19 protein-coding genes and 2 tRNA genes are annotated in these 16,817 nt (G+C 70.8%); 6 read left to right on the top strand and 15 right to left on the bottom strand.

The features are described from left to right. Positions 1–45: 45 nt before the first annotated feature. The 3 genes from ODJ79_RS07960 to ODJ79_RS07950 are packed head-to-tail and all read right to left on the bottom strand — an operon-like array spanning position 46 to position 2,914. Positions 46–1,191 (bottom strand): cystathionine gamma-lyase, encoded by a 1,146-nt coding sequence (locus ODJ79_RS07960; RefSeq protein ID WP_263022672.1) that lies wholly within the window; start codon positions 1,189–1,191, stop codon positions 46–48. Then, positions 1,188–2,186 carry an NAD(P)H-dependent glycerol-3-phosphate dehydrogenase gene (locus tag ODJ79_RS07955; protein ID WP_411267281.1) on the bottom strand — a complete coding sequence of 333 codons (999 nt, stop codon included), beginning with the start codon at positions 2,184–2,186 and terminating at the stop codon, positions 1,188–1,190. The genes ODJ79_RS07960 and ODJ79_RS07955 overlap by 4 nt, the downstream gene beginning before the upstream one ends. Next, positions 2,183–2,914, bottom strand: coding sequence for a lysophospholipid acyltransferase family protein (locus ODJ79_RS07950; RefSeq protein ID WP_263022670.1), 732 nt, complete (start codon positions 2,912–2,914; stop codon positions 2,183–2,185). Before ODJ79_RS07950 ends, ODJ79_RS07955 begins: the two co-directional genes overlap by 4 nt. A gap of 126 nt (positions 2,915–3,040) precedes the next feature. On the opposite strand from ODJ79_RS07950, the gene cofC reads away from it, so the two are divergent. From cofC to ODJ79_RS07930, 4 genes are read left to right on the top strand one after another with little or no spacing between them, the layout of a single operon-like run. Further along, positions 3,041–3,685, top strand: a complete 645-nt coding sequence (cofC, locus tag ODJ79_RS07945) for a 2-phospho-L-lactate guanylyltransferase (protein WP_263022669.1) — start codon at positions 3,041–3,043, stop codon at positions 3,683–3,685. 20 nt (positions 3,686–3,705) lie between these two features. Beyond that, positions 3,706–3,903: a cold-shock protein gene (locus ODJ79_RS07940; protein WP_263022668.1), complete on the top strand. Its 198-nt coding sequence runs from the start codon at positions 3,706–3,708 to the stop codon at positions 3,901–3,903. 54 nt (positions 3,904–3,957) lie between these two features. Then, on the top strand, positions 3,958–6,201 hold the full coding sequence (locus tag ODJ79_RS07935; RefSeq protein WP_263022667.1) for an RNA degradosome polyphosphate kinase: 2,244 nt from the start codon (positions 3,958–3,960) through the stop codon (positions 6,199–6,201). Beyond that, positions 6,201–7,079, top strand: coding sequence for an NUDIX hydrolase (locus ODJ79_RS07930; protein ID WP_263022666.1), 879 nt, complete (start codon positions 6,201–6,203; stop codon positions 7,077–7,079). The genes ODJ79_RS07935 and ODJ79_RS07930 overlap by 1 nt, the downstream gene beginning before the upstream one ends. Here ODJ79_RS07930 and ODJ79_RS07925 read toward each other — a convergent pair. The 4 genes from ODJ79_RS07925 to leuC all read right to left on the bottom strand — a co-directional run bounded on the left by ODJ79_RS07925 (position 7,036) and on the right by leuC (position 10,578). Then, the gene (locus tag ODJ79_RS07925) at positions 7,036–7,479 is read right to left on the bottom strand and encodes a hypothetical protein (RefSeq protein ID WP_263022665.1); all 444 of its coding nucleotides are present in this window, start codon (positions 7,477–7,479) and stop codon (positions 7,036–7,038) included. The genes ODJ79_RS07930 and ODJ79_RS07925 overlap by 44 nt on opposite strands. Positions 7,480–7,588: 109 nt before the next feature. After that, positions 7,589–8,341 (bottom strand): HU family DNA-binding protein, encoded by a 753-nt coding sequence (locus ODJ79_RS07920; protein ID WP_263022664.1) that lies wholly within the window; start codon positions 8,339–8,341, stop codon positions 7,589–7,591. 175 nt (positions 8,342–8,516) lie between these two features. Then, a complete protein-coding gene (leuD, locus tag ODJ79_RS07915) occupies positions 8,517–9,104 on the bottom strand; it encodes a 3-isopropylmalate dehydratase small subunit (RefSeq protein ID WP_263022663.1) in 588 nt (195 codons plus the stop codon). A gap of 13 nt (positions 9,105–9,117) precedes the next feature. Then, entirely contained in the window at positions 9,118–10,578 is a 1,461-nt protein-coding gene (leuC, locus tag ODJ79_RS07910) for a 3-isopropylmalate dehydratase large subunit (protein WP_263022662.1), read from the bottom strand. A gap of 49 nt (positions 10,579–10,627) precedes the next feature. On the opposite strand from leuC, the gene ODJ79_RS07905 reads away from it, so the two are divergent. After that, positions 10,628–11,314 (top strand): IclR family transcriptional regulator, encoded by a 687-nt coding sequence (locus ODJ79_RS07905; protein ID WP_030436160.1) that lies wholly within the window; start codon positions 10,628–10,630, stop codon positions 11,312–11,314. 47 nt (positions 11,315–11,361) lie between these two features. Here the strand turns inward: ODJ79_RS07905 and ODJ79_RS07900 are convergent, their stop codons facing one another. Further along, complete coding sequence (locus tag ODJ79_RS07900) at positions 11,362–12,030, bottom strand: N-acyl homoserine lactonase family protein (RefSeq protein ID WP_263022661.1); 669 nt, start codon at positions 12,028–12,030, stop codon at positions 11,362–11,364. 58 nt (positions 12,031–12,088) lie between these two features. Between ODJ79_RS07900 and ODJ79_RS07895 the strand changes: the two genes are divergently transcribed. Beyond that, positions 12,089–12,289 carry a helix-turn-helix transcriptional regulator gene (locus tag ODJ79_RS07895; RefSeq protein ID WP_263022660.1) on the top strand — a complete coding sequence of 67 codons (201 nt, stop codon included), beginning with the start codon at positions 12,089–12,091 and terminating at the stop codon, positions 12,287–12,289. Between the two features lie 522 nt (positions 12,290–12,811). Here ODJ79_RS07895 and ODJ79_RS07890 read toward each other — a convergent pair. From ODJ79_RS07890 to ODJ79_RS07860, 7 genes are all read right to left on the bottom strand, one after another. Further along, positions 12,812–12,884: transfer RNA gene (locus ODJ79_RS07890), tRNA-Glu, on the bottom strand. Between the two features lie 85 nt (positions 12,885–12,969). Next, positions 12,970–13,041, bottom strand: a tRNA-Gln gene (locus ODJ79_RS07885). A 75-nt stretch (positions 13,042–13,116) separates the two neighbouring features. Continuing rightward, positions 13,117–13,926: an NAD(P)H-binding protein gene (locus tag ODJ79_RS07880; protein ID WP_263022659.1), complete on the bottom strand. Its 810-nt coding sequence runs from the start codon at positions 13,924–13,926 to the stop codon at positions 13,117–13,119. Continuing rightward, the gene (locus tag ODJ79_RS07875; RefSeq protein WP_263022658.1) at positions 13,923–14,717 is read right to left on the bottom strand and encodes a fumarylacetoacetate hydrolase family protein; all 795 of its coding nucleotides are present in this window, start codon (positions 14,715–14,717) and stop codon (positions 13,923–13,925) included. The genes ODJ79_RS07880 and ODJ79_RS07875 overlap by 4 nt, the downstream gene beginning before the upstream one ends. Before the next feature lie 35 nt (positions 14,718–14,752). After that, the gene (locus ODJ79_RS07870) at positions 14,753–15,007 is read right to left on the bottom strand and encodes a helix-turn-helix transcriptional regulator (RefSeq protein ID WP_263022657.1); all 255 of its coding nucleotides are present in this window, start codon (positions 15,005–15,007) and stop codon (positions 14,753–14,755) included. An 8-nt stretch (positions 15,008–15,015) separates the two neighbouring features. Continuing rightward, positions 15,016–15,858: an ABC transporter permease gene (locus tag ODJ79_RS07865; protein WP_263022656.1), complete on the bottom strand. Its 843-nt coding sequence runs from the start codon at positions 15,856–15,858 to the stop codon at positions 15,016–15,018. Beyond that, a complete protein-coding gene (locus ODJ79_RS07860) occupies positions 15,855–16,781 on the bottom strand; it encodes an ABC transporter ATP-binding protein (RefSeq protein WP_263022820.1) in 927 nt (308 codons plus the stop codon). The genes ODJ79_RS07865 and ODJ79_RS07860 overlap by 4 nt, the downstream gene beginning before the upstream one ends. Positions 16,782–16,817 lie beyond the last annotated feature (36 nt).

The raw sequence follows: 16,817 nt of genomic DNA, 5'->3' as shown, positions 1-16,817 counted from the left end.
GAACCGTAGAGCCAGGACGGCCCGTCGGCAAGTGTCAAAGAGATGTCAGGCCTGGTCGAGCGCGGCGCTGAGATCGGCGAGGAGGTCGGCCGTGTCCTCGATGCCGCAGGACAGCCGCACAAAGCCGGCCGACGTGTCGTCGCCCCACTGCGCCCGCCGGTCGGCCGTGGTGTGCACGCCGCCGAACGAGGTGGCCGCGAAGACCAGCGCGGCCGCGGTGAGGAACCGGCCCACCCGCTCCGCCGAGCCCAGGTCGAAGCAGACCACCCCGGGGATGCGGCGCATCTGCTGCTTCGCCACCGCGTACGAGGGATCCCCCGCCAGGCCGGGCCAGCGCACCGCGGTCACGTCGGTGCGGCCCGCCAGCATCGCCGCGATCGCCGCCGCATTCTCGGTCTGCCGGGCCAGCCGCAGGTCGAGCGTCGCCATCGAGCGGTGCGCCAGCCAGCAGTCGAACCCGCCGGGCACCGCGCCGGTCTGCTTGCGCCAGGTCTCCACCTTGGCGAACAGCGCCTCGTCGCCGGTCGCGACGTAGCCGAGCAGCACATCGGAGTGGCCGGTCAGCGCCTTGGTGCCGGAGGCGACCACGACGTCGGCGCCGAGCGCCAGCGGGTTCTGCCCGAGCGGGGTCGGCGTGGTGTTGTCCACCGCGACCAGGGCGCCGGCCGCGTGCGCCGCGGCGGCCAGGGCCTTGACGTCGCACACGTCCAGGCCCGGGTTCGCCGGCGTCTCCAGCAGCACCAGGCGTACCCCCTCGAAGTCGGGGTACGGCCCGGCGGTCGGCACGGTGATCGAGGAAACGCCCAGGTCCCGAAGGGTGCCCTCGGCGAACGCGCGGACCGTGAAATAGCCGTCGGCGGGCAGCGCCACCGTGTCGCCGGCGCGCAGCACCGACAGCAGCAGCCCGGTGATCGCCGCCATCCCGGTCGAGAAGACCAGCGTGGGCGCGCCCTCGAGCTGGCCGATCGCCGACTCCAGCGCGCGCCGGGTGGGGTGCTCGGTGCGGCCGTAGCCGTTCTCCCCCGGCCCGGTCACCGGGTCGAGGTGGTACGGCGCCGCGAACACCGGCCCCGGCAGGAACGGCTCGCCGACGACCGGCTCCGGCAGTCCGGCGTGCACCACGCGGGTGCCGTCAGCAAGAAGGCCTTCAGTCCGGTTTTGGGCGGCGGCGGGGTGGTTGGACGGGATCATTCGGGCTTCATCTCCCGGCCCATCAACAGCTTCACCGCGACCTGCGGGTCCACGCCCTCGTGGCACACCCGCTCGACCTGCTCGACGATCGGCATCTCGATGTCGTGCGCCCGAGCCAGGTCCCGGATCGAGAGGCAGCTCTTCACCCCCTCGGCGGTCTGCCGGGTGGCCGCCTGCGCCTGCTCGAGGCTCTCCCCGCGGCCCAGGTGCTCGCCGAAGGTGCGGTTGCGGGCCAGCGGCGACGAGCAGGACGCGACCAGGTCGCCCAGCCCGGCGATGCCGGCGAAGGTCAGCGGGTCGGCGCCCAGCGCCACGCCCAGCCGGGCGGTCTCGGCCAGCCCGCGGGTGATCAGCGAGGCCCGGGTGTTGTCGCCCAGGCCCATCGCGACGGCCATCCCGTACGCCAGCGCAATGACGTTCTTGACCGCGCCGCCCAGCTCGCACCCGACCACGTCGTCGCTGGTGTACGGCCGGAAGTAGGGCACCGCGAGCGCGTGCTGCACCCGCTTGGCCCGCTCCTCGTCGATGCACGCGACCACGGTGGTGGTGGGCTGGCCCTCGGCGATCTCCGGCGCGATGTTCGGTCCGGAGACGACCACCACCCGCTCCGGCTCGACGTGCCCGGTCTCCACGATGACCTCGCTCATCCGTCTCGTGGTGCCGAGCTCGATGCCCTTCATCAGCGAGACGACCGTGGCGTCCGGACCGAAGTGACCGGCCCACCCGGCCAGGTTGCCGCGCAGCGTCTGGGACGGCACGGCGATCGCGATCAGGTCGGCGTCGTCGGTCGCGGCGGCCAGGTCGGCGGTCGCCGTGACCCGCTCGGGCAGCCGCACTCCGGGCAGGGAGCCCTGGTTGGTGTGCCGATCGCGGATCTCCTCGACCACGGCGAGGCGGCGGCCCCAGATCGTCACGTCGGCGCCGGCCTCGGCGAGCACCTTGGCGAACACGGTGCCCCAGGCACCCGAGCCCAGCACGGCGGCCCGGGTCATCACGCCTCCTCGCCGGCGGTGGTCGCCGGTTTGGCCGGCCGGTCGTAGAGCCCGGCGGGCGGCTGCTCGCCGCGGAGCTCGCCGACCAGCGCCTGGACCTCCAGCATGATCGCGTCGGTCATCTCCTCCAGCACCGCGCGGCTCGGGGTGGCGCCCTGCCAGCGGGACAGGTCGATGGGCGGGCCGGTGATGACCGACACCCGCGTACGCGGACGGATCTTGAGTTTGCTGGTACGCGGGTCGTAGATGGTCTGCGCTCCCCAGTTCGCCATCGGAATCACCGGCGCGCCGGTGAGCAGGGCCAGCCGGGCCGCGCCGGTCTTGCCGCGCATCGGCCACAGGTCGGGGTCGCGGGTGGTCGTGCCCTCCGGGTAGATCACCACGACGCCGTCCTCATTGAGGGCCTCGACCAGCGCGTCCAGCGACTTCACCGCCTCCACACTGCCGCGTTCCACCGGAATTTGCTGGACCTTGCGGAGGAACGGCCCCATGACCGGCACCTTCCACAGGCTCGCCTTGCCCAGGAAGCGCGGCCAGCGGCGGGCGCCGTAGATGTAGTGCGCCACCACGAGCGGGTCGAAGTGCGACGCGTGGTTCGGCACGATGATCACGCCACCGGTCGCCGGGATGTTCTCCAGCCCGGTCCAGGTCCGCTTGGTCCAGACCTTCATCACCGGGAGCACCAACACGACCGCGAAACGCCGCCAGAATCCCAGCCTGCGCTGCGCCACGGCCCCTCCTGCCCTACCCGCGGCGTGTCCCCACCGCGGCCCGAACCTCCGGACGAATCATGCCTGCTCGGGCGCGCCGGGACCAGGCAGGGGTCGCCCGGCGCGCTCTTTGGCAGACTTGGCCGGATGGTACGGGACTGGACGGCGATCATCCCCGTCAAACGGTTGAGCGCGGCGAAAACCCGGCTGCGCGGCGCCGTGCCCGCGGCCCGGCACGCCGACCTGGCGCTGGCCATGGTGCGCGACACGGTGTCGGCGGTGCTGGCCGGCTCGGCGGTGGCCGAGCTGCTGGTGGTGACCGACGATCCGGTGGTCGCGGCCGCGGTGACCGTGCTCGGCGCCACGGTGGTGCCCGACCGGCCCGGCGCCGACCTGAACGCGGCGATGCGCTTCGGCGCCGACGAGGTGGCCGGGCTCGGCCGGTTCCGCGCGGTGCTGGCCGGTGACCTGCCGGCGCTGCGTCCCGAGCAGCTGGATGCGGCGCTCGGCGCGGCCACCGGGCGCAGCTTCGTGGCCGACGCGGCCGGCACCGGCACGGTGTTGCTGGCGGCTCCGCCCGGCGAGCCGCTGGACCCGCGTTTCGGCCTGGGCTCGGCGGTGGCGCACGCGACGTCCGGTGCGACCCCGCTGACCGGCGACTGGCCGGGTCTGCGGCAGGACGTGGACACGCCCGCCGACCTGGCCCTCGTGCTGGCTCTCGGCGCCGGTCGGCACACCTGCGCCCTGCTGCGTGATCTCGGACTCGCGGTGAGCTGCGTCCCCGCCGCCTGATCCCGGGTAGCGTGCAGAGCATGCAGGGCACTGTCGCCACCTTCGATCCGGACAAGCGGACCGGCATCCTCCTCCTCGACGACGGCACCGAGCTGGGTTTCGGTGCTGAAGCGTTCCAGCGATCGGGGCTGCGGCTGCTTCGCCTCGGCCAACGCGTGGTGATAGAGACCGAGGTCACAGGGGTCGTCCACCGTGTGGGAATCTCGGGGATTGGTTAAGTGATCGACTCTTCGTTCGTTTCACGTTTCACCGGAAACGGCGATGATGGAGCGATGCAGACCTCCGCCCGGATCCCCGAAAGTCGCCGGCGTGGCCCCAACGGCCGTTTCCTGCCCCGGAGCGAGGAAGAAAATCCCAGCCAGCCCCCGACGGAGCACCTCATGACGGACATGGCGGACGCCGTCGAGTCGACGGCGACGGACGAGGTCTTCGAGTTGGACACCGCCCCCGAACTGCCCGAGGATCGTTTCCTCAACCGCGAGCTCTCCTGGCTCGACTTCAACGCGCGCGTCCTGGCGCTGGCCGAGGATGCGAATACGCCGCTGCTCGAGCGGGCCAAGTTCCTGGCGATCTTCGCGAGCAACCTGGACGAGTTCTACATGGTCCGGGTGGCCGGGCTGAAGCGGCGGCTCAGCGCCGGCCTGCCGATGCGCGGCGGCGACCGGTCCTCGCTCCGCAACCAGCTCGAGATGATCAACGAGCGGACCGCCGACCTGGTCACCCGGCACGCGGCCTGCTTCACCGAGGAGGTCCGGCCGAAGCTGTCCGCCGAGGGCATCGAAACGGTGACCTGGGGCGATCTGGGCCCGGCCGAGCGTGAGCGGCTGCGGACGTACTTCCGGGAGCAGGTCTTCCCGGTGCTGACCCCGCTCGCGGTGGACCCGGCGCACCCGTTCCCGTACATCTCCAGCCGGTCGCTGAATCTCGCCGTGGTGCTGCGCGACCCCGACGACGGCGGCTCCGAGCTCTTCGCCCGGATCAAGGTGCCGAACAACGTGCCGCGGTTCGTGACCGTGCAGAACGACAGCCGCGGCGCCCGCTTCCTGCCCCTCGAGGAGCTCATCGCGGTCCACCTCGACCAGCTCTTCTCCGGGATGCAGATACAGGAGTGGCACCTGTTCCGGGTGACCCGCAACGCCGAGCTCGAGGTCGACGAGGACCGCGACGAGGACCTGCTGCAGGCCCTCGAGCGGGAGCTGGCCCAGCGCCGGTTCGGCTCCCCGGTCCGCCTCGAGGTGGCCGCCTCGATCAGCGACCACGTGCTCGACACCCTGGTTCGCGAGCTCGACATGGACAGCCAGGACGTGCTGCGCGTACCCGGTCTGCTCGACCTGTCCGCGCTCTGGCAGGTGTACGGCGAGTGCGACCGGGACGACCTCAAGGACCGCCCGTTCGTGCCGGCCACCCACCCGCACCTGGCCGACGGCGAGGTCCCGCGCAGCGTCTTCAACCGGCTGCGGGAGAGCGACATCCTGGTCCACCACCCGTACCACTCGTTCTCGACCAGCGTGCAGCGCTTCATCGAGCAGGCCGCCGCCGACCCGAACGTGCTGGCCATCAAGCAGACGCTGTACCGCACCTCGGGCGACTCGCCGATCGTCGACGCGCTGGTCGACGCGGCCGCGGCCGGAAAGCAGGTGGTCGTGCTGGTCGAGGTGAAGGCACGCTTCGACGAGGTGGCGAACATCGCCTGGGCGCGCACCCTGGAACGGGCCGGCTGCCACGTCGTCTACGGCCTGGTCGGCCTCAAGACCCACTGCAAAACCGCTTTGGTGGTACGCCAGGAGGGCAACCAGATCCGGCGGTACTGCCACATCGGCACCGGCAACTACCACCCCAAGACCGCCCGGCTGTACGAGGACTTCGGCATGCTCACCGCCGATCCCGAGGTGGGCGCCGACGTCACCGACCTGTTCAACGTGCTCACCGGTTACAGCCGCCAGCGGCAGTACCGCCGGCTGCTGGTGGCACCGCACGGCGTGCGCGCCGGTCTGGTCGCGCGGATCGAGCAGCAGGCCGAGATCGCCCGGGCCGGCGGCGAGGCGCTCGTGCAGTTCAAGGTGAACTCGCTGGTCGACGAGGAGACCATCGACGCGCTCTACCGCGCCTCGCAGGCCGGGGTGAAGGTCGATCTCATCATCCGCGGCATGTGCGCGCTGCGGCCCGGCGTGCCCGGCCTGTCGGACAACATCCGGGTCCGCTCGATCGTGGGCCGGTTCCTCGAGCACTCCCGGGTGTTCCGGTTCGGCGCCGGCGACGACGACGAGTACTGGATCGGCTCGGCCGACCTGATGCACCGCAACCTCGACCGCCGGGTCGAGGCGCTGGTGCGGGTCACGCTCCCGTCCGCCCAGCGCGACCTGCGCTCCGTCCTGGAGTTGGCGATGAGCGACGAGAGCGAGGGCTGGGACCTGGACGGCGACGGCACCTGGCACCGCCGCCCGTTCGGCCCGTCCGACCAGCACATGCACCTGCAGGAGGCGCTGCTGCGGCGGATCATCGGCAAGGCGGCCTGATGCCGGAGCCGGTACGGGCCGCGGGCGGGGTGCTCTACCGCCCGGCCGGCGACGGCATCGAGGTGTGCCTCGTGCATCGCCCGCGGTATGACGACTGGGCGCTGCCCAAGGGCAAGCTGGACGGCGACGAGCACCCGCTGGCGGGCGCGGTCCGCGAGGTGGCCGAGGAGACCGGCTGCGTCGGCCTGCCGCGTCTCAAGCTGCCGACGCTCGCCTACGACCTGCCCGACGGAACCCCGAAGACGGTCGACTTCTGGCTGATGCGGCTGGCCGGCGAGGGGCCGGTGGTGGACACCGCCGAGGTCGACGAGCTGGCCTGGCTCTCGCCCGCGGCGGCACGGGAGCGGCTCAGCTACGCCGACGAGCGGGTGGTGCTCGACCGGGCCGCCGCGCTGCCACCGATCACCGCGGTGGTCGCGATGGTGCGGCACGCGTACGCCGGGGAACGCAAGGAGTGGAAGGGCAACGACGCGCTGCGGCCGATCAACGAGCGCGGCCGCCAGCAGGCCGAGCGGATCGGCGAGGTGCTCGCTCTGCTGCGGCCGGACCGGCTGATCTCGGCATCGCCGCTGCGCTGCAAGCAAACCCTGGAACCGCTGGCGGTACGGCTGGGCGGCACACCGATCGTGCAGGACAGCGCATTCGCCGAGCCGGCCCTGGCCGAGGAGGCGCCGGCCAAGGCCAAGCTGGCCGCGCAGCGCCTGCTCGACCTGCGCGGCGACGGCCCGCTGGTGGTCTGCAGCCAGGGCAAGATCATGCCGACGCTGCTGGCCACTCTGCACGACGAGGCCGACCCGGAGCCCTACAAGACGCTGAAGGGCGACGGCTGGCTGCTCACCTGGGCCGGTGACCGGCTGCTGGACGCGTCCCGGCTTTAGCCCGGCTCGCTCGCTCGGACCGCGACACCGGATCGGTTCGCCACAGCCCGAGCCGATCCCCGGTCAGCCAGCGGGCCTGCCACAGCTCGTCCGGCCGCGGCTCCCAGTCGCGATAGGGCAGCAGCGCCACCCGCCAGCACAGCACGCAGATGAGATACCAGCCGTAGAGCGGGATCACGCCGAGCCACCCGTCCCGCGCCCGGTAGGAACCCCACGGCGCCAGGACGCGTACGGCGAGGCCGCCGCACGCGCCGGTGACGACCCAGTCGAGCAGCCCGTTGCCGGTCCAGGCGGCGGCCAGTCGCCCGAGGGTCCATCCCGGCACGACCGCGAGCGCAAACAGCAGCACGGCGACCAGCGACCGGCCGACCAGCCCCCGCGGGGTAGCTTCTCGCTGCATGCCCCGAAAGGTAGGCTCAGCGGCCGTTTCCGCGCCGGAACACACGAAAGGCGTCCACCTTAAGGGTGGACGCCTGACGCGCCGCCTACGCGGCGATGAGAAGGCTCGGTCAGCGGGTCTTGCGCGCCGCCGAGGTGTTTGCCCGGGAGCGAGCCGGTGTGGCGGCCGCGGCCGTCGTCGTCTTGCGGGCGGTGGTCTTCTTGGCCGCTGCCGTCTTGGTCGCGGTTGCCGTCTTCTTCGCCGGCGCCGCCTTGGTCGCCGTCGTCTTCTTCGCCGCTGCCGTCTTGGCCGGAGCGGCCTTGGTCGCCGTGGTCTTCTTGGCCGCGGCGGACTTCGTGGCGGCCGCGGTCCTGGCGGGTGCGGCCTTGGTGGCGGTGGTCTTCTTGGCCGCCGCTGTTCTGCTCGCGGTCGCCGTCTTCTTCGCCGGTGCGGCCTTGGCGGCCGACTTTGCCGGAGCGGCCTTCGTGGCGGTGGTCTTCTTGGCCGCCGCCGTCCTGCTCGCCGACGCCGTCTTGGCCGCGGTGGCGGTCTTCCTGGCCGCCGCCGTGGTCGTGGTCGCCTTCTTCACCGGGGCCGCCTTCGCAACCTTGCCGGACGCGACCATGTCCTTGAAGGCCGTGCCGGGCCGGAACGCGGGCACCGACGTTTTCTTCACCTTCACCGTCTCGCCGGTCCTCGGATTACGCGCGGTGCGCGCATTGCGCAACCGCTTCTCGAAGGAGCCGAAGCCGGTGATGGCCACCTTGTCGCCCTTGGCAACAGCGTTCTGCACCTCGCTGATGACCGCATCCAGCGCCGCCGTCGCCGTCTTCCGGTCTCCCAGTCGGGCGGCGAGCGCCTCGATGAGCTCGGCCTTGTTCACGGTTTTCCTCCCGAACGTGAGATTGGCCCAACGTGGGCCATTCTGCGCGCACCGTATGCCCTTTGACCAGCAGACACAAACATTAGTGGAAAAAAAACCCTTGTGTTGCAACGAATTCGCCCCCGCCAGGGATATGACGGGGGCGAAAAACGCAGTGCTGACAGGGTTTTGCGGGTCAGCCGACGACCGGCTTGAAGGCCGGGCGATTCCTCTCGTACGCGGTGATCGCATCCTCGTGTCGCAACGTCAGTCCGATGTCGTCGAGGCCCTCCATGAGCCGCCATCGGCTGAAATCGTCGATCGGGAACTGCCAGGAGGCGTCGTCCACGCGGACCTGACGGGCGCCGAGGTCCACGGTTATCTGCTTTTCCGGCTCGCTGTCGGCCATGTCCCAGAGCGCCTCGACCGCTTTCTGATCGAGTTGGACGGGCAGCAGGCCCTCCTTGAGCGCGTTTCCGCGGAAGATGTCGCCGAACCGGGCCGCGATGACCACCTTGAAGCCCCAGTCGCGCAGCGCCCAGACCGCGTGCTGCCGGGACGAGCCGGTGCCGAAGTTGGGGCCGGCCACCAGGATCGTGGCGCCCGCATGGGCCGCGTTGTTGAGCACGAACGACGGATCGTCGCGCCAGGCGCTGAACAGGCCGTCCTCGAACCCGGTGCGGGTGACCCGCTTCAGGTACACGGCCGGGATGATCTGGTCGGTATCCACATCAGAGCGGCGCAGGGGCATAACCTTGCCGCTGTGGGTGACGAACTTGTCCATCTGGTCTCTCCCGTTACAGGTCGGCCGAGTCGAGGTCGGCCGGTGCGGCGAGCCGGCCGACCACGGCGGTGGCGGCGGCGACCTGCGGGGAGACCAGGTGCGTACGCCCGCCCTTGCCCTGCCGGCCCTCGAAGTTGCGGTTGGACGTGGACGCGGCGCGCTGGCCGGGACTGAGCGTGTCCGGGTTCATGCCCAGACACATCGAGCAGCCGGCGAAGCGCCACTCGGCGCCCGCCTCGGTGAAGACCTTGTCCAAGCCTTCCGCCTCGGCCGCCTCGCGCACCTGGTACGAGCCGGGCACGATCATCATGCGGACGCCGTCGTGCACCCGATGACCGCGCAGCACGTCGGCGGCCGCGCGCAGGTCCTCGAGCCGGCCGTTGGTGCACGAGCCGACGAAGACCACGTCCACCTCGACGTCGCGGAACGGCGTGCCCGGCGTGAGGTCCATGTACGCCAGCGCGCGACGGGCGGCGTTGCGGTCGGTCTCCTCGACGAACTCCTCCGGGTCCGGCACCACGCCGTCCAGCGGCGCGCCCTGGCCCGGGTTGGTGCCCCAGGTGATGAACGGGCTGACCGCCGAGGCGTCCAGGACGATCTCGGTGTCGTACTCGGCGCCCTCGTCGGTGACCAGGGTCTTCCAGTGCTCCACCGCGGCGGTCCACGCCTCGCCCTGCGGCGCGTGCTCCCGGCCCTCGAGGTACGCGAAGGTCGTCTCGTCCGGCGCGATCATGCCGGCCTTGGCGCCCCACTCGATGCTCATGTTGCAGATGGTCATCCGGCCCTCCATGGAGAGCTTGCGGATGGCCTCGCCGCGGTACTCCACGATGTGGCCGTTGCCGCCGCCGGTGCCGGTCTGCGTGATCAGGGCAAGGATCAGATCCTTCGCGCTGACGCCCGGGCGCAGCTCGCCGACCACGGTGACGGCCATCGTCTTCGGCTTCGCCTGCGGCAGCGTCTGGGTGGCGAGCACGTGCTCGACCTCGCTGGTGCCGATGCCGAAGGCGAGCGCGCCGAACGCGCCGTGGGTCGCGGTGTGCGAGTCGCCGCAGACGATGGTCAGGCCGGGCTGGGTGAGGCCCAGCTGCGGGCCGATGACGTGCACGATGCCCTGCTGCACATCGCCGAGCGGGCGGATCTGCACGCCGAACTCGGCACAGTTTTTGCGCAGCGTCTCGATCTGCGTGCGGGACACCGTGTCGGCGATCGTGAACAGCTCGCCGCGACGGTTGTTGAACGCCGGATCCGCGTACCCGGTCGGGGTGTTGTGATCCTCGGTCGCGAGCGTGAGATCCGTGCGACGCACTTGCCGGCCGGCCAGGCGCAGGCCGTCGAAGGCCTGCGGGCTCGTCACCTCGTGCAGCAGGTGCAGGTCGATGTAGAGCAGATCAGGCTCACCCTCGGCAGACCGGACGACATGGTCATCCCAGACCTTCTCTGCCAAGGTCCGAGGCTTCGGAGTGACTCCCACCATCTGGACATCCTAAATTCTGGGAGGTATGTTTCGGCTTGTGGGACACAGTATGAGCGGTGTCGGCGTTCTCGACAAGGCGGTAGTCATCCTGGCGGCGTGTGTCGACGGCGCCAGCCTGGCCGAGCTCGTCGACCGTACGAAGCTGCCCCGGGCGACGGCACATCGCCTGGCCCAGGCCCTGGAGATCCACCGGATGCTGGTCCGGGACACGCAGGGACGCTGGCGCCCGGGCCCCCGGCTGGGTGAGCTGGCGAACGCCGCACCGGACGTTCTGCTGACCGCCGCCGAGCCGCTGATGTCCGCATTGCGGGACGCGACCGGGGAAAGCGCGCAGTTGTACTTGCGCCGCGCCGACGAGCGCATCTGCGTCGCCGCCGCCGAGCGCGCGAGCGGCCTGCGGGACACCGTCCCGGTCGGCTCGGTGCTGCCGATGACCGCCGGCTCGGCCGCCCAGATCCTGCTGGCCTGGGAGCCGCCCGAGGCGGTCATGCCGCTGCTCCCCCGCTGCAAGTTCACCGGCCGCACCCTGGCCGAGGTGCGCCGCCGCGGCTGGGCGCAGAGCGTCGCCGAGCGCGAGCCCGGTGTGGCCAGCGTCTCGGCCCCGATCCGCGACCGCACCGGCCGGGTGATCGCCGCCATCTCCATAAGCGGTCCGATCGAGCGCCTGGGCCGCCGCCCCGGCGAGCGCCACGCGATGGCCGTGGTCCGCGCCGGCCAGCGCCTCTCCGGCCTGTAAGAAGGGGCACCGCCGGGCCGCCCGAAGGGGCACACCTGGCCTGCGGCTTACGGCATCCACACCGCGTTGTCGTGGGCGAACACCACCTGGCGCGGATCGAAGGCGAGCAGCCGGTCGATCCAGACCGGGTGACGCCCGACGCCCGCCCGCTGGGACAGCACGTCCCCGGTGAAGAGCGTCGCGTTGTCGTGACTCTGCCCGGCCACCACCACGGTCCCGTCCCGCCGGCTCACCACCACCGACTGGTGCCCGGCCGTGTGCCCCGGCGTGGGCACGATCACCACCCCCGGCAGGATCTCGGCCTCCCCGTCCAGTTCCTCGTAGCGCGCCCCCGGAAAGTCGATCAGCTCCGGAATCGTGTGCTCGGTGGTACGCGCCAGCCGAATCTCGGCCAGCTGGGCAAAGACCGGCCGTCCGGCCAGCTCCGGGTTGCCCCCGCAGTGGTCGAAGTGGAGGTGGCAGTTCACCACGTAGTCGACGTCATCGGCCTCGACCCCGGCGGACCGCAGCGCCTCGGCCAGCGGAATCCGCCGAGGCCGATAGCGCGCGTCCACCTCGGGATGGCGCCCCATCCCGGTATCGACCAGCACCACACCCGCCGGATGCTCGATCAGGTAGCCCAGCGTGGGCTCCACCCGAGGAAACTCGGTCCCCGCCTCCTCGGCAGGCCGAACGAAGTACCCCAGATCGACCCGACGGACCCCAATGTCAGCCATCGACAGATTATGTCGCACCTAGTTGTCTGACTATAGCGGCGCGCCTATAGTCATGAGTATGGCCCCACAGTCGCGCCCGCACTTGCTGGGCACCCACGAGATCCGCATCCGCCTGGGCGGCATCAGCCGTCAACGAGCCCACCAGCTGACCGCCGGCCCGACGTTCCCCAAGCCCATCGCGGAGCTGAGTCTCGGCAAGGTGTGGCGAGCGGACGACGTCGAGGCTTGGATCCGCGAACACCGCCCCGGTCGGGCTTAAGACCGCAGGGCTCCGCCCCGCACCCCGGCCGAGCGCTCGGAGATGCATCCCGGGTTTCTTGCGGTGGGTGGTGATCTCCTCGCGGCGGCGGCCGTAGGGAATCTCAGGGTGGGTGGGAGCGCAACCACACCCCGGTTGCGCTCCCACCCACCCTGAGATGGCGCTAGGGCTGCCGTCGCGAGGAGATCACCACCAGGGGCCCATCTGGGGCCCTTCTGGGGCCCTTTTGGGGCCCTTCTGGGCGGCTGCGCCACCCCAACCCCACCTCGAACCCAACTTGACCCAACGTGACCTGACTTGTCGCCGCCTGACAAGTCGGGGCCGACTCACCCCGACCAGTGGACGGCCACGCCGTGACGGTGGGAGTTCACTCGCCCTGACCAGTGGGGGCAAGGGGCGAAGCCCCAAAAGCCCCGCCCAGCGTAAGGTCGCGCACCGTGGGGGTCTGGGGGCTCGGCCCCCAGGTAGGTATGCGGAAAGACCCCTGTCGGCGCAGTCTGCCGACAGGGGTCACCCAGAATGTAGCCCCGAAGGGATTCGAACCCTCGCTACCGCCTTGAGAGGGCGGCGTCCTAGGCCGCTAGACGACGGGGCCAGGACTTTCTTGCTCCGCTCTGCTTCAGCGGCGGGCCGAACTCTATCAGAAGTCCAGCTCCACCATCCTTCGCGGATTGGTAGCGCTGGGGTACCAGGACTCGAACCTAGACTAACTGAACCAGAATCAGTCGGGCTGCCAATTACCCCATACCCCATTGGCCCGGCTTGCCGTTTCGCTCGCCGTGCCGAGTGAGAACTTTACCTGACCACCCGGGGCGCACCAAATCGGGTTACGAATCTTGGAACAGATTGGCGTGCTTGCGGGCCCAGGTGAGGAACGTTGTCGCAGGTCGGCCGGTCAGTGCGGGGACCGTGGGGACTGCCGCCTGGGGGTGTTCGCGCAGGGATTGCTGGCCGTCGACGTACCAGGCGGCGTGGGCGCCCATGTCTTGGGTGAGCTCGGCGATCGCCTCGTCGCGTGGTAGTTCGACGTAATGAAGCTCACGTCCGAGCGCCTGCCCGATCAGCTCGACCTTCTGCCGCCGGCTGAGGGCCTCGGGGCCGGTCAGTTCGTAGGAGCGGCCGGCATGCACATCGGAGAGCAGCACCCGGGCGGCGACCGCGGCGACGTCCTCCTGCGCGATCGGGGCGTTGACCGCGTCGCCGCAGGTGTCGCGTACGACGTCGCCGGTTTTGATCTGGCGCGCCCACAGGGTGGCGTTGGACATGAATTCGCCGGGCTCTAGGTGGGTGAACGGCACGCCGCACGCCTCGACCGCGTCTTCGATGCCCTGCCAGTGGGCGCCCTTCGGGCCGGCCAGGTCGACGATCCGGCTGATGCCGGCGTCGGCGGCCAGCCGGCATGCCTCGGCGGCGGTCGGCAGGTGTGGTGCGAGATAGAGCACATCGACGTTCGCGTACGCGGCGGGCAGCGTCGCCGGCCGCCCGAGGAAGCCGCGGGCGACCTCGACGCGGGCGGGCAGCGCGGCCCGCGCCGGGTCGACGGTCAGCGCCCGTACGGTGTCGGCGCCCAGCGCCAGCAGCTCGTCGACCACCATCCGGCCGATGTTGCCGGTGGCGCCGGTCACCAGGATCCTCACTCCAGGGAAACCACCGGGTTGGTCAGCGCACCGATGCCCTGGATGGTGATCGAGCAGGTGTCGCCGACGGTGAGCTCGCTGACGCCGGCCGGCGTGCCGGTCAGGATGATGTCGCCGGGCAGCAGGGTCATGACGTGCGACACGTAGGAGACCAGGGTCGGGATGTCGAAGACCATGTCCTTGGTGCGGCCGATCTGGCGTACCTCCATGGCCTCGGGGTTGCGGCCGACCTCGCAACGGATCTCGAGGTCGCTCACGTCGAGGTCGGTGACGATCCACGGGCCGATCGGGCAGAACGAGTCGAAGCCCTTCGCGCGGGTCCACTGCGGGTCTTTGCGCTGCAGGTCGCGGGCGGTGACGTCGTTGCCGATCGTGTAGCCGAAGATCGCCTTCTCGGCGCCGGCCCGGTCGACGCGGCGGGCGCCGGTGGCGCCGATCACGACGGCGAGCTCCGCCTCCTCCTCGACCCGCTGCGACGCGGGGGGCAGCCGGATCGCGTCGTTCGGCCCGATCACCGAGGTGGAGGGCTTGATGAAGATCAGCGGCTCCTTGGGCACCTCGTTGCCGAACTCGGCGGCGTGGTCGGCGTAGTTGCGCCCGACGCCGATCACCTTGCTGGAGAAGATCGGCGCGAGCAGGCGTACGTCGGCGAGCGCCCACCGCTGGCCGGTGAACTGCACCTTCTCGAACGGCAGCGAGCCGATCTCGGCGACGGTCAGGCCGGACGAGCCGTCACCCTCGACGACGCCGAAGGAGACACCGCCAGCATGGACAAAACGGGCGAAACGCACGGAAGAATCCCATCTTCTAGAACCTCTCCCGAAATCTACGCCGGTCGCGACGCGCCGTTGGACTCCGCGCCGAGCCGCGGGAACGGGTCGAGGGAGAACACCACCTCGACCGGCACCTCGAAGTACGCACAGATCCGCAGCGCCAGGTGGAGGCTCGGGCTGAACTCGCCACGCTCCAGGTAGCCCACCGTCTGGTAGTGCACCCCGAGAGCGTCGGCGAGCTGCCGCCGCGAGATGCCGCGCTCGGCACGCAGCATCGCGATCCGGTTGTACGTGATCTCGTTGCTCATCGCCGTCGTCAGCGCCCCATGGTGGCCATGGCCCGCTCGCGCCGCGCCGCCACCGCCGAACCGGACTCGCGGCGCGCCATCCGCCGCAGGATCACCGGCGCCAGCGCCATGCCGAGCACGACCCAGACCGCGAGCACGCCGAACGTCTCCAGGTGCCGCCAGGAGTGCGTCAGCTCGACGGACGCCAGCGAATCGGGCAGGAACACCGAGCGCATGCCCAACCCTAGCCAGTACATCGGGAAGCCCTGCGCGACGCCCTGCAGCCAGCCCGGCATCGAGGTGATCGGGTAGAAGATGCCGGAGATCGCGACCAGCCCGAAGATCGGCAGCACCGCCAGGGCCATGTTCCGCGCGCTCTCGAAGGCCGAGCCGATCACCGCGCCGATCGGCATGGTGGCCAGGAACGCCAGCGGGATCAGCCAGGCCAGCGTCAGCCAGCCGGCCGCGCCCACGTGCAGGCCGTCGACCAGGAACACGCCGGGGACCAGCTGCAGCAGCATGCTCAGGATGGTCATGCCGCCGACCACCACCGCCTTGCCGATCACGTAGCTGGTCATCCCGTTCGGCGTGGCCTTGGCCCGCAGCAGCGTGCCGTCCTCCCGCTCGACCACGAGCTGCTGCGACACGGTGAGCAGGCCACCGAGGGCCAGGCCCATGCCGAGCACGCCCGGCAACGTGCTGGCGCCGAGCGAGAAGGAGGTGCCCGGCACGTGCGCGTTCCGCATGAAATAGATCGTGCCCAGGAACAGCACCGCCGGGAAGAAGTACGCCCACAGGTCGGTCGGCGTGGTCAGCGTCTGCCTCAGCTCGATGCCGCCGCGAGCCAGCCCGGTGCGCAGGGATCTGATCATCGGGCGCCTCCCTCGGACTCCACGACCAGCTTCATGTAGGTGTCCTCCAGGCTGTCGCGGCGCACCTCGAGGTCGCCGATGGCCTCGCCGTACTGCAGGAAGAGCTGCCGGACGAAGGAGGTCGCGTCCACTGCGGAGTGCACGAACCGCTGCCCGTTGCGGGTCCACCGGATCTCGGTCTCGCCGGCCACCCGCCGGGACAGCGCGTCGGCCGAGCCGTCCGCGATGATCCGGCCCTGGGCCAGGATCACGATGCGGTCGGCCAGCTTCTCCGCCTCGTCGAGGTCGTGCGTGGTCAGCAGGATCGTGGTGTCGTCCACATCGGTCAGCCGATGCACCAGGTCGTGGAACTCGCGGCGGGCCGCCGGGTCGAACCCGACCGTGGGCTCGTCGAGGAACAGCAGCTCGGGCCGGCCGACGATGCCGATCGCCACGTCCAGCCGGCGGCGCTGGCCGCCGGAGAGCCGCATGACGCGCTGGCCGGCCTGCTCGGTGAGGCCCACGACGTCGAGCAGGTCGTCAACCGGCCACGGCCGGCGGATCGTCTCGGTGGAGTACGGCGCGTAGTACGTGCCCAAGTGTTTGAGCAGCTCGTGCACCCGCCACTTGCCGTGGTCGCGCCAGGACTGGAGCACCACGCCGATGCGAGCGCGCCAGCGCTCACCGGCGCCGGCCGGGTCGACGCCGAGCACGCTGACCTCGCCGGCCGAGCGCATGCGGAAACCCTCGAGGATCTCGATGGTGGTCGTCTTGCCCGCGCCGTTCGGCCCGAGCAGCGCGAGCACCTCGCCGCGCCGGGCGGTGAAGCCGATGCCGGCGAGCACGTCCTTGGTCCCATACCGCATGCGCAGGTCACGGACGTCGATGACCCGCTCGTCGGCCGACACCTCGGTGCCGACGCCGAGCGCCCCCGTCAAAGTCATTCCTCCCATGTCCAGCACAGTATCAAAGTTGTAGTA

Source organism: Actinoplanes sp. KI2 (assembly GCF_025630775.1).
GTDB lineage: Bacteria > Actinomycetota > Actinomycetes > Mycobacteriales > Micromonosporaceae > Actinoplanes.
This window is presented reverse-complemented; position numbering and strand designations above follow the sequence as displayed.

Bases quoted from the DNA above. Each gene is read 5' to 3' on its own strand.
- ODJ79_RS07905 (WP_030436160.1), top strand. From the start codon at position 10,628: ATGAGCGGTGTCGGCGTTCTCGACAAGGCGGTAGTCATCCTGGCGGCG.
- ODJ79_RS07925 (WP_263022665.1), bottom strand. From the start codon at position 7,479: ATGCAGCGAGAAGCTACCCCGCGGGGGCTGGTCGGCCGGTCGCTGGTC.
- ODJ79_RS07895 (WP_263022660.1), top strand. From the start codon at position 12,089: ATGGCCCCACAGTCGCGCCCGCACTTGCTGGGCACCCACGAGATCCGC.
- ODJ79_RS07940 (WP_263022668.1), top strand. From the start codon at position 3,706: ATGCAGGGCACTGTCGCCACCTTCGATCCGGACAAGCGGACCGGCATC.
- leuC (WP_263022662.1), bottom strand. From the start codon at position 10,578: ATGGTGGGAGTCACTCCGAAGCCTCGGACCTTGGCAGAGAAGGTCTGG.
- ODJ79_RS07930 (WP_263022666.1), top strand. From the start codon at position 6,201: ATGCCGGAGCCGGTACGGGCCGCGGGCGGGGTGCTCTACCGCCCGGCC.
- ODJ79_RS07865 (WP_263022656.1), bottom strand. From the start codon at position 15,858: ATGATCAGATCCCTGCGCACCGGGCTGGCTCGCGGCGGCATCGAGCTG.
- ODJ79_RS07935 (WP_263022667.1), top strand. From the start codon at position 3,958: ATGCAGACCTCCGCCCGGATCCCCGAAAGTCGCCGGCGTGGCCCCAAC.
- ODJ79_RS07900 (WP_263022661.1), bottom strand. From the start codon at position 12,030: ATGGCTGACATTGGGGTCCGTCGGGTCGATCTGGGGTACTTCGTTCGG.
- leuD (WP_263022663.1), bottom strand. From the start codon at position 9,104: ATGGACAAGTTCGTCACCCACAGCGGCAAGGTTATGCCCCTGCGCCGC.
- ODJ79_RS07860 (WP_263022820.1), bottom strand. From the start codon at position 16,781: ATGACTTTGACGGGGGCGCTCGGCGTCGGCACCGAGGTGTCGGCCGAC.
- ODJ79_RS07960 (WP_263022672.1), bottom strand. From the start codon at position 1,191: ATGATCCCGTCCAACCACCCCGCCGCCGCCCAAAACCGGACTGAAGGC.
- cofC (WP_263022669.1), top strand. From the start codon at position 3,041: ATGGTACGGGACTGGACGGCGATCATCCCCGTCAAACGGTTGAGCGCG.
- ODJ79_RS07870 (WP_263022657.1), bottom strand. From the start codon at position 15,007: ATGAGCAACGAGATCACGTACAACCGGATCGCGATGCTGCGTGCCGAG.